Here is a 12,547-nt window from a genome sequence, read left to right on the forward strand (position 1 = left end):
CCTCGTTCTTTGTTATGTCTTCGCCTTATTGCGGGGCCAACCATCCTTCAAGCTCGCGCGCCAGCAGCGTCTGCAGCATCGCGATGCCGCCGGGACTGTCGTTGAGGCAGGGGAGATAGGCGAAGTGGCTGCCGCCCGCTTCGAGGAAGGTCTCGCGCCCGCGGATCGCGATCTCCTCCAGCGTCTCCAGGCAATCGGCGGAGAAGCCCGGCGCGACGAGCGCGACCTTGCGCGCGCCTTCGCCGGGCAGCGCGGCGAGCGTGGTGTCGGTCGCAGGCTCTAGCCATTTCGCCCGCCCGAAGCGCGACTGGAAGGCGACGCGCACCTCGCGCCCCAGCGCCTCGCCCAGCAGCCGCGCAGTCTTCCGGCAGTGGCAATGATAGGGATCGCCAAGCTCCAGCGTCCGCTGGGGCATGCCGTGGAAGGTCGCGATCAGCACGTCGGGCGCGAAGTCGAGCGCGGCGAGGCCGTCGGTCACGCTCGACGCTAGCGCAGCGATATAGGCCGGATCGTCGTGATAGGGCGGCAGCGTGCGCACCGCGGGTTGCCAGCGCATCGCGCGCAGTTCGGCAAACGCCTCGTCGTTGGCGGTCGCGGTCGTCGCCGCGCAATATTGCGGATAGAGCGGCGCGATCAGGATGCGCTCGCACCCCGCCGCCTTCAGCGCCGCCACGCGATCGCGGATCGCGGGGCGGCCGTAGCGCATCGCATGATCGACGATCACATTTTCGCCGAACGCCCCCTGCAGCGCCGCCGCCTGCCGACGGGTGATCGCGGCAAGCGGCGAACCTTCTTCGCTCCACACCAGCCCATAGGCATGCGCGGATTTCTTCGGCCGCGTGTTGAGGATCACGCCGCGCAGCAGCGGTTGCCACAGGATCTGCGGGATCTCGACCACGCGCGGGTCGGAGAGGAATTGGCGCAGGTAGCGTTTCACCGCCGGCGCATCGGGCGCGTCGGGCGTGCCGAGGTTGATGATCAGCACGCCGATCGTCGGCGGCGCCACTGGCGGATGATCGGCGGGGAGCATCATGCGGCGAGCGGCAGGCGGCGGAGCCTGCGGCCGGTGAGCGCGTGGAAGGCGTTGGCGATGGCGGGCGCGACGACGGGCACCGACAGCTCGGTGACGCCGCCCGGATCCTCCTCGCTCTCAACGATCTCGACGGTGATTTCGGGCGTGTCAGCGAGCAAAGGCAGGCCGAGATCGCCGAAGCCCCGCGCCGAGGGCAGCCCTGCGGAGAAGGAGATCGGGCTGCCGGTCGCGCCGCCGATGCCGTAGACGATGCCGCCCTCGACGAGCTGGCGGACGATCTCGGGATTGATCACCCGCCCGCAATCGACGGCGGCGACCGCGCGATTGACCTTGATGCGCTTGTCCGGCCTCATCGCGATCTCGACGAGCAGGGCGACATGCGATCCCCAAGCACTGTGCGCGGCGAGGCCGAGCGCGCTCCCCGCTGTGCCGCCGTCCCAGCCGCCGATCGCTGCGGCTGTGGAGAGGCAGCGCGCGAGCCGGGGATTACCGCTCAGCATCTGCATCCGGAAGGAGAGGGGCTCCATTCCCGCCTTGCGCGCAAGCTCATCGATGAAGCTTTCGGTGAAGAAGGCGGTGTAGCTATGCGCCGCCGATCGCCAGATACCCGTGGCAAGCCCGGTGTCGGCGGGGAGGTGATGCACCGCCAGCGCCTCGACGTCGTAGGGCGGGATCGCGCCGTCCACCGCCGCGCCTTCCGCTTCACGCCCGCTGCCGCCACGTCCGGTCAGCCGGCCGATCGCTTGCGAGGCGGCGGACGGCGCGGCAATCCGTGCGCGCCAGCCCATCAGCCGCCCGCCCTCCATCCGCGCCACCATCTCGGCGGCCGCGGGCGGACGGAAACTGTCCTGCATCGTCTCTTCGACCCGCGACCAGGTGAGCTGCACCGGGCGCTTTAAGTGCCCCGCGATCACCGCCGCCTGCTCGATCGCCGCAGTCTCGAGCTTGCGGCCGTAGCCGCTGCCGATCAGCGTCGGGTAAAGCGTCACCCGCCCCTCGCCGATCCCTGCAGCGCGCGCGGCGGCGGCCCGGGCAAGGCCCGGGGCCTGCGTCGGCGCCCAGATCTCCAGGCGATCGCCGGTGAAGCGCGCGGTCGCGGTCAACGGCTCCATCGGCGCATTGGCGGCGACGCCCGCGGAATAGACAGCGCGATAGCGGTCGCCGCTCTCCAGGACCGCATCGGGCTCGCCGCGCGCGATGCTGTGCGCGGCGTCGCCCGCTTTCAGCGCATCGGTCAGCGCGCGCTCGATTCGCGCGTCGTCGGCAAGCGGGTTGGGGGTGGTGAAGGCGGGCGCCAGCGCCTCGACCGCGCGGTTCGCCGCCCACCAATTGGTCGCCGCCGCCGCCGCCCAGCGCTCGTGCTCGAAGATCGCGAACACGCCCGACACCTTGTCCGCAGCGTCGCGATCGACCCCGGCCAGCCGGCTGTCGCCGATCGGCCCGGCGCGGACGGCGGCATAGACCATGCCGTGAAGCCGGATGTCGCCCGCGAATTGCGCCGATCCGTCGACTTTGGCGGGAAGATCGAGCCGGGGCAGCGGCTGGCCGACCAGTCGGTTGTCGACCCCGCCGCGCACCGGGATGTCGTCGGGCACGGTGAAGTCCACCGCCTCGCCCGCGATGTCGGCAAAGCGGATCGGGCGCGGCCCGCCGGTCACCATCCCGCCCGCGGTATCAAGCGTCTGCCAGTCGACGCCGAAGCGTTTGGCCGCTGCCTGCAGCAACAGGGTGCGCGCCGCTGCGCCGGCTTCGCGCAGCCGCGGCTCGAACGCGCGGATCGAGCTCGACCCGCCGGTCAGCATCAGCGCGGTGCGCGTCGCATATTCCTGCGTCGCCCAGCGGCCGATCCCCTCGAAGGCGGAGGGCAGCCCCCCCGCGATCGTCTCCTCGGCGAGGAGCTGGTTGGCATAGAGCGGGTTGATCGGTGCCGGTTCGACGCCGACGGTGCGCCAGTCCGCCCCCAGCTCGTCGGCCAATATCTGCGGCAGGCTGGTGTAGACGCCCTGGCCGATCTCGGCCTGCGGCACGGCGACCGTGACGCGGCCGTCGCGGGCGATCTTCAAAAAGGCGTTGAACGGCGTCTCGCCCGGCGCGGCGCGCAGGTTCGCTTCATATTCGCGCGGCCACAGTCCCCAAGCGACGAGCAGCCCGACGGCCGCGCCGCCGCCCACCAGCAGCGTCCTGCGACTGATCCCTTCTCCGCTCCCGCCCGGCGCCATGCGGCGGTGATAGGCGGGCGAGGCGACGGACGCCAGAGAAGGATATTAGCTGTAGCGCTCCTTGAGGCTCAGCCGGTCGATCTTGCCGGTGCCGAGCCGCGGCAGCGGCGCGTCGACGACATGCACGCGCGCCGGCACCTTGAACTTCGCCAGACGCGTCTCGAGAAAGGCCTTTAGCCCCGCTTCGTCGACGCCGCCCGCCTCGCTATAGACTACCGCCACCGGAACCTCGCCCAGCCGCTCGTCGGCGATGCCGAACACAGCGGCTTCGGATACCGCGCTGTTGGCGTAGATCGCGGCTTCCACCTCCTGGCTGCTGATATTCTCGCCGCCGCGGATGATGATGTCCTTCTTGCGGTCGACGATGAAAAGATAGCCGTCGTCGTCGAGATAGCCGATGTCGCCGGACCGGAACCAGCCGTCGGCGGTGAACGCCGCACGCGTCGCCGCCTCGTCCTTCCAATAGCCGCGGACGTTGGCGGCGGAGCGGATCGCGACTTCGCCGCGTTCGCCCGTAGGAAGCACCTGGCCCGCATCGTCGAGGATGCCGACTTCCACCAGCGGCGCCTGTGCGCGGCCGGTGCTGCCCGGTTTGTCGGCATAGTTGGACCAGAAATTGCCGCAGCCGACCGCATTGGTCTCGGTAAGGCCGTAGCCCAGCGCCGGCTGCGCGCCAGTGAAGCTTTCCTGCAGCCGCTTCACATGCGCCACCGGCCGCGGCGCGCCGCCCGCCGCGATGTCGGTCAGCGTCGAAAGATCGCGCGTCGCATGATCAGGGTGCTGCATCAGCTCCAGGCTCATCGTCGGCACGCCGACGAAATAGGTGATCTTCTCCTTCTCGATCAGCCGCAGCGCCTCGCCCGCGTCCCAACGCGCCATCAGCACCATGCCGCGGCCGATGACGAAGCTGTTGAGCATCACCGGCACTTCGCCGGTGACGTGGAACAGCGGCACGTTGACCAAGGTGCGCGGCGGGTTCTTGGGCGGATCGCCCATGCTCTCCTTGATGCCGAGCAGCGTCGCGAGCCCCATCGCATAGGCATAGACGCCGGTCGTCACTTGCCGGTGCGTCGAGACCGCGCCCTTGGCCACGCCGGTGGAGCCCGAGGTGAAGAGGATCGTCGCATCGTCGTCGGGCGAGACGTCGGGGAGATTCTCCGCCGGTGCGCCGCGCGACAGGATCGGCGCCAGCGCTTCGTCCAGATGCTTCTCGACCGGCAACACCACCGTCTCGCAAGTAATCCCCGCGTCGGCGATGCGTTGCGCCCGGGGTGCATCGGCGATGATGAGCTTGGGTGCGGTGAGCTCGATGCCGTGCTTCAGCTCGTCCGGCTGCCACCAGCCATTGACCAGCACCGCGACACCGCCCGCCTTCTGCACCGCCATATAAGCGGCAATCCATGCCGGCGCGTTGCGCATCGCGATCGCGACGCGGTCGCCCTTGGCGATGCCCCAGCCGCCCGCCAGCGCCTTCGCAGCACCCGCCGCATGGCCGTGGAGCTGGCCGAAGGTCAGCCGCTCGTCGCCGCACACCAGCCCCTCGACCCCGGCATGGAGCGCGCAGAAGACGTCGAAGAAGATGGGGAGCGTCGCGGGGAGGTTGGAGACGATGGCGCGGCCATTATCGTCGCGGCCGATCTGGATCTTGCCGTCCGGGCCGGTGACCATCGCCAACACGGCATCATATTTGCGGTCGAGCTCGCTCGGCACGCCTCTCTCCCTCTCTTTGCCTTTATCCTTCGCGTCACTATGAGGGCCGAAACCGCGAGGGGGAAGCCTTTGTTGTCCGCCGAAATGACCACCGCCGCGCTTGACGCTACGGCATTCGTGCACTGGCAGGATCTGGGGCTCAGTCCGGTCGCGCTCGATCTCGGCTTCTTCCAGCTCCGCTGGTACAGCCTCGCCTATCTCGCCGGCATCCTCATCGGCTGGTGGTATCTCCTGAAGCTCATCGCCCAGCCCGGCGCGCCGATGGCGCGGCGCCATGCCGACGACATGGTATTCTACGCCACGCTCGGCATCCTCATCGGCGGTCGGCTCGGCTATGTCCTCTTCTACCGGCCCGAATATTATGTCGCGAACCCGGTCGAGATTTTGCAGCTCTGGGATGGCGGCATGTCGTTCCACGGCGGCGTCATCGGCGTCTCGCTCGGCATCCTCTGGATGGCGCGAAGAAACGGCCTCGATTGGCTGCGCATCCACGATTACGTCGCCTGCTGCGTCCCCTTCGGCCTGTTCTTCGGCCGCCTCGCCAATTTCGTGAACGGCGAGCTGTGGGGGCGGCCGACCGACGTGCCCTGGGCGATCGTCTTCCCCACCGGCGGCGAGGTGCCGCGCCACCCGAGCCAGCTCTACGAGGCGGGGCTGGAGGGCATCCTGCTCGGCATCGTCCTCTGGTTCCTGTTCTGGAAGACCGACGCGCGCTACCAGCCGGGCAAGCTCGTCGGCACCTTCATCCTCGGCTACGGCCTGTCGCGCTTCTTGGTCGAGATGGTGCGCCAGCCGGATGCGGGGCTGGAGAATCTTTCCTGGGGCCTCACCATGGGGCAGACGCTGACCGTGCCGATGATCGTCGGCGGCATCTATCTCATCGCCACCGCCAAGGCTCGCCGCCAGCGCGTCGCCCCCATCGCCGGAGACCAGAGCGTTGCCTGATGCCAACCCCGTCCCCGATCGCCTGCGCCGCCTGATCGAGACCTCCGGCCCGATCACCGTCGCCCAATATATGGCGGAGGCGAACGCGCATTATTACGGCAGCCGCGATCCGCTCGGCGCGGCGGGCGATTTCACGACCGCGCCCGAGATCAGCCAGATGTTCGGCGAGATGATCGGCCTGTCGCTCGCCGACGCCGCGCGCCGGGCCGGTGCGGACAAGGCGGCCTATGTCGAACTCGGCCCCGGCCGCGGCACGCTCGCCGCGGATGCGCTCCGGGTGATGCAGCGCGGCGGGCTCTCCCCCGACGTCCATTTTATCGAGACGAGCGCCGCGCTCCGCCAGGCGCAGCAGCAGCGTGTGCCGATGGCGGTCTGGCACGACGATGCCGCGAGCCTGCCCGACAATGCGCCGCTGCTCGTCGTCGCCAACGAATTCTTCGATGCGCTTCCCGTCCACCAGATCGTCGCGGACGAAGGCGGCTGGCGCGAGGCGCGCGTCGATGTCGCGGACGGAGGCTTCCGCCGCGTCGCCGGTCGCCCTGTTCCCGGCGACATCCCCGCGGCACCGGCGGGGACGATTCGCGAGACCTCGCCTGCCTCGGTGGCGGTGATGCAGGAGATCGCGGGCCGCATCGCGCGGCAGGGCGGCATCGCCCTCGTTGTCGATTACGGCCACATCGCAAGCGCGGTGGGCGACACGCTCCAGGCGGTCTCGCGCCACGCTTATGCCGATCCCTGGGTGGATCCGGGCGCGCGCGATCTCACCGCGCATGTCGATTTCGAGGCGCTGGGCGATGCCGCCCGCGGCGCCGGCGCGCGCGTGCTCGGCCCGCGGACGCAGGGCGAATGGCTGCTCGCGCTCGGCATCGACGTCCGCGCCACCCAGCTCGCCAAGTCGCACCCGGCGCGGAACGACGAGATGAACGCCGCGCTCCGCCGCCTCGTCCACGCCGACGAGATGGGCAGCTTGTTCAAGGCGATGGCGGTCGTCGCGCCCGACTGGCCCGATCCCGCCGGCTTCGCGTGAGCGGCATCACCTATCGCGATGCGAGCCCGGCGGACGCTGCCGCGCTCGCAGTGCTTGCCCGCCGCACCTTCACCGATACGTTCGGGCATCTCTACACGCCCGAGAATCTCGCCGCCTTCCTCGCCAGCCACACCGACGAAGCGTGGACAGCGCTGCTCGCCGATCCGGCGCGCCACATCCATGTCGCCGAGGTGGACGGGGAATTGGCCGGCTATATCAGCGTCGGCCCGCCGACCTTGCCGATCGTGCCCGATGGTAGGCCGATCGAACTTCGCCAGCTCTACGTGCTGAAGCCCTGGCAGGGCGAGGGTGTCGCCGCGCACCTGATGGACTGGGCGATCGCCAGGGGCCGCGCGCTCGGCGCCGACGCCATGTATCTCTCGGTGTTCGTCGACAACGCCCGCGCGCGCCGCTTCTACGATCGCTACGGCTTCACCTTCGTCCAGACCTACGCCTTCATGGTCGGCACCCATGCCGACGAGGATCATATCCTGAGGCTGGCGTTGTGACGGTGCGTTTCCGCGATGCTGTCGCGGCGGACGGGCCGGCGCTCGCCGCGGTGGGGCGGCGCTGCTTCGACGAGACCTTCGGCCCGCATTTCGACCCGGCGGACATGGCGGCGCACCTCGACGAGAGCTTCGGCCCGGATGGCCTCCTCGCCGATCTCGCCCGCCCCGATTGCCGCATCCGCATCGCCGAAGAGGAGGGCGCGATCGCCGCCTATCTGAAGCTGATGCCGATGAGCCTCCCGGTCGATCACGCGCCCGGCGCGCTCGAGATCAAGCAGCTTTACGTGCTGGAACCGTGGCAGGGCGCCGGTGTCGCGCAGGCGCTGATGGACTGGGCGGTCGCTACCGCGCGCGCGGACGGTGCGCCCGCGCTTTACCTCAGCGTCTGGGAGGAAGGGCACCGCGCCCGCGCCTTCTACCGGCGGCACGGCTTCGTCGCGGCCGGCCATGCGCCATTCCGCCTCGGCAGCCACGTCTGCGATGATCCGGTGCTCAAGCTGGACCTCGCGGCATGAGCGTCGAGGTGATCCGCGCGCCCTTGCTCGACGGCGTGGCGCACGGCTTCCTCGGCCGCCGCGGCGGCGTGTCGGAAGGCGTGTGCGCGGGCCTCAACGTCGGCCTCGGCTCCGCCGACGACCGCGCCGCGATCGCCGAGAACCGGCGCCGCGCCGTGGATGCGGTCGCCCCCGGCGCGCGGCTCGCCACAGTGCATCAGGTCCATTCGCCCGATGTGGTGACGGTCGCGCTGCCCTGGCCGGATGATGCGCGCCCGCATGCCGATGCCATGGTCACCGACCGGCCCGGCGTTGCGCTCGGCATCCTCACCGCCGATTGCGCGCCCGCATTGTTCGCCGATGCCGAGGCGGGCGTGGTCGGCGCGGCGCACGCCGGCTGGCGCGGCGCGTTCGGCGGCGTGCTGGCGGCGACCGTGGATGCGATGGAAGCGCTCGGCGCCGACCGCGCGCGCATCCGCGCAGCGGTCGGCCCGTGCATCGCCCGCCGCTCCTACGAAGTGGACGATGCCTTCCTCCGCCGTTTCGCCGCGGCGGATGCTGAGAACGAGCGCTTCTTCTCGCCCGCGCGTGAAGGCCATCACCGTTTCGATCTCGAAGGCTATGCGCTCGCCCGTCTCGCCGCCGCCGGCCTCACCCGCATCGCCGCGCTCGGCCTCGACACCTATGCCGACGCCGACCGTTTCTACAGCTTCCGCCGCGCCACCCACCGCGGCGAAGCGGATTACGGCCGCCAGATTTCGATCGTGGCGCTGCAGACATCCCCCTCCCCTTGATGGGGAGGGGTTAGGGGTGGGGTGGCGTCTCCGGGGTAGGCACGGGCCGTTCCACCGCCACCCCCACCCAACCCTCCCCCATCGAGGGGAGGGGCTAAAAGGAGTCGCCGATGACCTACCGCCTCTATGGTGCGCCCGGCTGGGGATCGACGTTGGCCGAGGCCGCGCTTGCCTGGGCCGGCGAAAAGTTCGAATTCGTCAACGTGGAAGGGTTCGATCAGCCCGGCCCAGCGCGCGAAACGCTGCTCAAGGTCAATCCGCTCGCCCGGGTGCCCGCGCTGGAGATGCCGGACGGCGGCACGCTCACCGAAAGCGCCGCTATCACCCTCCATCTCGCCGATGCCCATCCCGGGGCCGGCCTCGCCCCCGCGGCGGACGACCCCTTGCGCGCGCCCTTCCTCAATCGCCTCATGTGGCTCGTCTCGGCGGTCTACCCGACCTTCACCTATCGCGATTACCCCGAGCGCTGGGCGCCCGACGCGAAGGCGCAATTGGTCGAGCGGGTCGATGCCTTCCGCCAGTCGCTCTGGCAACAATTCGAGGGGGAGCTTGGCGACGGGCCGTTCGTGCTCGGCGAGACCGCTTCGGCGCTGGACGCCTATGTCGCGATCATGACGCACTGGTATCCGCGCCGCGACTGGTTCCGTGCACACTGCCCGAAGCTCCATGCCATCGCGCTGCGGGCCGAGGCGCTGCCGCAGCTTGCGCCGGTGATGGCGCGCAACTTTCCCGACGCAGCTTAATCGACGCGTGAATTGACCGCGGGCGGATCGCTCGCCGGGAAGCTCTCGTCGAGCGCTTCGTCGGTGCGGCTCCACTTTGCGGGCGGATCGCGCATCTCCTCGGGCCCCGCGCCGCGCGCTGCACCGGAGTGACCGACCGGCCCCGGCGGGCGATTGTTGGCAAGCGCGGCGGCCGGCTGATCGGCGTCGCGCTGCTCGTCATATTTTCGCTTGGCGAACCACGCGCCGCCGGCAAGCGCAGCCACTGCGCCGACCCCCGCCGCGGCCCATCCCGCGACGTTCCACTTGCTCCGCGCCGCCGCATTTGCGCCCGTCTTCGTGCTGCCGCCGCTCGCGCGCTTCGTCGTCCGCCGCTTCGCCGTGCCTGTTTCCGCCATCTCGTGCCTCCTCGTTTCGGCTGTGCAACCCCGCGCGGCCTTGCCCGGTTCCGCGAACGCTTTGGAACCACGGACGATCTGCGCTAGTTGCGGCGGTGAAAGGGGTCACGACCGTCGCATGTCGCATACTGAAACGCTGTCCCCCGTCGTCGATGAGGAGCTGGAAGCGGCGACGCACCGGCTGCTGGTCAAGGCGTGCGACCGCGATCTGATGCTGGCGACGGCGGAGAGCTGCACCGGCGGGATGCTCGCCTCGCTGCTCACCGACGTGCAGGGCGTTGCCCATGCCTTCGATCGCGGCTTCGTCAGCTATTCAAACGAAGCCAAGACCGCCATGCTCGGCGTCCCAGCCGATCTCATCGAAGCGGAGGGCGCGGTGTCCGAGGCGGTGGCGGTTGCGATGGCCGAGGGCGCGCTGGGCCGTTCGCGCGCGAACATCGCGCTTGCCGTCACTGGCTTCGCGGATTCGGGCGACGAGCCGGGCCTCGTCCATTTCGCCTGCGCGCGCGAGGGGCGGCGCACCGCGACGCGGGTGGAGCGCTTCGGCCCGATCGGCCGTGGCCGGACGCGGATCGCGGCGATGCGCGTCGCGATCGAGATGATGACGGAGATGCTGTGAACGCGCCCTTTGCCGCCATCCAGGCCCACGGCTTCGTCCGCGCCGCGGTCGCCACCCCTGTCGCTTCGGCGGGCGACGTGGCATTTAACGTCGACCAGACGATCGCTCTGGCGCGCGAGGGCGACGCGCGTGGCTGCGACCTCATCGTCTTTCCCGAGCTCAACCTCTCCTCCTACGCGATCGACGATCTCCATACGCAGGAAGCGTTCCTCGATGCGGTCGAGGCGGGGATCGCGCGGCTGTGCGAGGCGACCAAGGGCCTGTCGCCCGTGCTGATGGTCGGCGCCGGGCTGCGCCGCAACGGCCGGCTCTACAATTGCGCGCTGGCGCTCCACCGCGGCCGCATCCTCGGCGTGGTGCCCAAGATCTTCCTCCCCAATTACCGCGAATATTACGAGAAGCGCTGGTTCGTCTCGGGCCTTGGGCTCGACGGCCTGTCGATCCGCGTCGCCGGGCAGGAGGCGCCGTTCGGCGCGGACCTGCTGTTCGGCGCGGAGGGCGACGAGGATGTCACCTTCCACATCGAAATCTGCGAGGATTATTGGGCGCCGACCCCGCCCTCGACGATGGGTGCGCTCGCCGGCGCGACGATCCTCTGCAACCTTTCCGCCTCCAACATCACGATCGGCAAGGCGGATGAGCGCAAGCTGCTCTCCGCGGCGCAGAGCATGCGCTGCGCCGCCGCTTACGTCTTCTCCGCCGCGGGGCCGGGGGAGAGCACCACCGATCTCGCCTGGGACGGGCAGGGCTCGATCTTCGAGCTCGGCGAGCTGCTGTGCGAGAGCAGCCGCTTTGGCGCCGATCCCGAACTCGCGATCGCCGACATCGACGTGCAGCGGCTGCGGCAGGAGCGGCTCAGGATGCCGACATTCAACGATGCCGCCGCCGCCGCCGGCCATCCCGAGCGCCGTTTCCGCCGCATCGCCTTCGATCGCGCCAAGCCCGCCGACATCGGGTTCGAGCGGCGCATCCGCCGCTTCCCCTACGTCCCCGACCGGCCCGAGCAGCTCGATCAGGATTGCTATGAAGCGTTCAACATCCAGGTGCAGGGCCTCGCCAAGCGCTTCACCGCGACCAGCGGCAAGCATCTCGTCATCGGCGTGTCGGGCGGGCTCGATTCGACCCACGCTTTGATCGTCGCCGCCAAGGCGTGCGACTATCTCTCGCTGCCGCGCTCCACCATCCTGGGCTTCACCATGCCCGGCTTCGCGACCGGCACCGAGACCAAGGCCAACGCCTGGAAGCTGATGGATGCGCTCGGCATCGTCGGCGAGGAGATCGACATCCGCCCGGCCGCCGAACAGATGCTGAAAGACATGGGCCACCCCTATTCCAGGGGCGAGCCTGTCTACGACGTTACGTTCGAGAACGTGCAGGCGGGGCTCCGCACCGATTATCTCTTCCGCCTCGCCAACCAGCGCGGCGGCTTCGTCGTCGGCACCGGCGATCTATCGGAGCTGGCGCTCGGCTGGTGCACCTATGGCGTCGGCGATCATATGAGCCACTACGGTGTCAACGCCGGCGTGCCCAAGACGCTGATCCAGTATCTCGTGCGTTGGGCGGTTCGCTCCAGCCAGTTCGACCGTGAAACCGATGCGGTGCTGGAGGCGATCCTCGCCACCAAGATTTCGCCCGAGCTGGTTCCCGCCGATGCGGAGGGCGCGATCCAGAGCACCGAGGATGCGATCGGCCCCTATGAGCTGCACGATTTCTTCCTCTACCATATCCTGCGCAGCGGCCAGCCGCCGTCCAAGGTCGCGTTCCTGGCGCTGCAGGCGTGGGCGGATGCCGGCCGCGGCCTGTGGCCGATCGACTATCCCGATCATCTGAAGCGCTCATACGATCTCGCGACCATCCGCAAATGGCTGGAGGTTTTCCTGAAGCGCTTCTTCGGGATGAGCCAGTTCAAGCGCTCGGCTTTGCCCAACAGCCCCAAGGTCTCGGCGGGCGGCGCGCTCAGCCCGCGCGGCGACTGGCGCGCGCCCTCGGACGGCACCGCCGGTCCCTGGCTCGACGAACTGCGTTCCGCTTTCGACTGACGACACGCCCCGGTCTTTGCCGCAGCTTGCATAAACGC

12 protein-coding genes are annotated in these 12,547 nt (G+C 69.5%); 8 read left to right on the forward strand and 4 right to left on the reverse strand.

Translation table 11 applies throughout. The features are described from left to right. Positions 1–25: 25 nt before the first annotated feature. From hemH to B9N75_RS06405, 3 genes are read right to left on the reverse strand one after another with little or no spacing between them, the layout of a single operon-like run. A complete protein-coding gene (hemH, locus tag B9N75_RS06395) occupies positions 26–1,033 on the reverse strand; it encodes a ferrochelatase (protein ID WP_085218048.1) in 1,008 nt (335 codons plus the stop codon). Next, a complete protein-coding gene (locus B9N75_RS06400; protein ID WP_085218049.1) occupies positions 1,030–3,252 on the reverse strand; it encodes a xanthine dehydrogenase family protein molybdopterin-binding subunit in 2,223 nt (740 codons plus the stop codon). The genes hemH and B9N75_RS06400 overlap by 4 nt, the downstream gene beginning before the upstream one ends. A gap of 45 nt (positions 3,253–3,297) precedes the next feature. Then, positions 3,298–4,962: a class I adenylate-forming enzyme family protein gene (locus B9N75_RS06405; protein ID WP_244552455.1), complete on the reverse strand. Its 1,665-nt coding sequence runs from the start codon at positions 4,960–4,962 to the stop codon at positions 3,298–3,300. An 84-nt stretch (positions 4,963–5,046) separates the two neighbouring features. On the opposite strand from B9N75_RS06405, the gene lgt reads away from it, so the two are divergent. From lgt to B9N75_RS06435, 6 genes are all read left to right on the forward strand, one after another. Beyond that, entirely contained in the window at positions 5,047–5,907 is an 861-nt protein-coding gene (gene lgt, locus B9N75_RS06410) for a prolipoprotein diacylglyceryl transferase (protein ID WP_085218050.1), read from the forward strand. After that, a complete protein-coding gene (locus tag B9N75_RS06415; RefSeq protein ID WP_085218051.1) occupies positions 5,900–6,934 on the forward strand; it encodes a class I SAM-dependent methyltransferase in 1,035 nt (344 codons plus the stop codon). Before lgt ends, B9N75_RS06415 begins: the two co-directional genes overlap by 8 nt. Then, positions 6,931–7,443 carry a GNAT family N-acetyltransferase gene (locus B9N75_RS06420; RefSeq protein ID WP_342039344.1) on the forward strand — a complete coding sequence of 171 codons (513 nt, stop codon included), beginning with the start codon at positions 6,931–6,933 and terminating at the stop codon, positions 7,441–7,443. The genes B9N75_RS06415 and B9N75_RS06420 overlap by 4 nt, the downstream gene beginning before the upstream one ends. Then, positions 7,440–7,958, forward strand: a complete 519-nt coding sequence (locus B9N75_RS06425) for a GNAT family N-acetyltransferase (protein WP_244552456.1) — start codon at positions 7,440–7,442, stop codon at positions 7,956–7,958. Before B9N75_RS06420 ends, B9N75_RS06425 begins: the two co-directional genes overlap by 4 nt. Next, entirely contained in the window at positions 7,955–8,731 is a 777-nt protein-coding gene (pgeF, locus tag B9N75_RS06430) for a peptidoglycan editing factor PgeF (protein WP_085218052.1), read from the forward strand. Before B9N75_RS06425 ends, pgeF begins: the two co-directional genes overlap by 4 nt. A 110-nt stretch (positions 8,732–8,841) precedes the next feature. Next, the gene (locus B9N75_RS06435; RefSeq protein ID WP_085218053.1) at positions 8,842–9,474 is read left to right on the forward strand and encodes a glutathione S-transferase family protein; all 633 of its coding nucleotides are present in this window, start codon (positions 8,842–8,844) and stop codon (positions 9,472–9,474) included. On the opposite strand, the gene B9N75_RS06440 is transcribed toward B9N75_RS06435, so the two are convergent. After that, entirely contained in the window at positions 9,471–9,851 is a 381-nt protein-coding gene (locus B9N75_RS06440; protein WP_085218054.1) for a hypothetical protein, read from the reverse strand. The genes B9N75_RS06435 and B9N75_RS06440 overlap by 4 nt on opposite strands. Before the next feature lie 118 nt (positions 9,852–9,969). Between B9N75_RS06440 and B9N75_RS06445 the strand changes: the two genes are divergently transcribed. Then, on the forward strand, positions 9,970–10,470 hold the full coding sequence (locus B9N75_RS06445) for a CinA family protein (protein ID WP_085218055.1): 501 nt from the start codon (positions 9,970–9,972) through the stop codon (positions 10,468–10,470). Continuing rightward, on the forward strand, positions 10,467–12,509 hold the full coding sequence (locus B9N75_RS06450; protein WP_085218056.1) for an NAD(+) synthase: 2,043 nt from the start codon (positions 10,467–10,469) through the stop codon (positions 12,507–12,509). Before B9N75_RS06445 ends, B9N75_RS06450 begins: the two co-directional genes overlap by 4 nt. The last annotated feature ends 38 nt before the right edge of the window (positions 12,510–12,547 follow it).

This window comes from Allosphingosinicella indica (assembly GCF_900177405.1).
GTDB classification, from domain to species: Bacteria; Pseudomonadota; Alphaproteobacteria; order Sphingomonadales; family Sphingomonadaceae; genus Allosphingosinicella; species Allosphingosinicella indica.

Coding starts and splice junctions, on each gene's coding strand:
- B9N75_RS06435 (WP_085218053.1), top strand. CDS start 8,842: ATGACCTACCGCCTCTATGGTGCGCCCGGCTGGGGATCGACGTTGGCC.
- pgeF (WP_085218052.1), top strand. CDS start 7,955: ATGAGCGTCGAGGTGATCCGCGCGCCCTTGCTCGACGGCGTGGCGCAC.
- B9N75_RS06400 (WP_085218049.1), bottom strand. CDS start 3,252: ATGGCGCCGGGCGGGAGCGGAGAAGGGATCAGTCGCAGGACGCTGCTG.
- B9N75_RS06440 (WP_085218054.1), bottom strand. CDS start 9,851: ATGGCGGAAACAGGCACGGCGAAGCGGCGGACGACGAAGCGCGCGAGC.
- B9N75_RS06445 (WP_085218055.1), top strand. CDS start 9,970: ATGTCGCATACTGAAACGCTGTCCCCCGTCGTCGATGAGGAGCTGGAA.
- hemH (WP_085218048.1), bottom strand. CDS start 1,033: ATGATGCTCCCCGCCGATCATCCGCCAGTGGCGCCGCCGACGATCGGC.
- lgt (WP_085218050.1), top strand. CDS start 5,047: ATGACCACCGCCGCGCTTGACGCTACGGCATTCGTGCACTGGCAGGAT.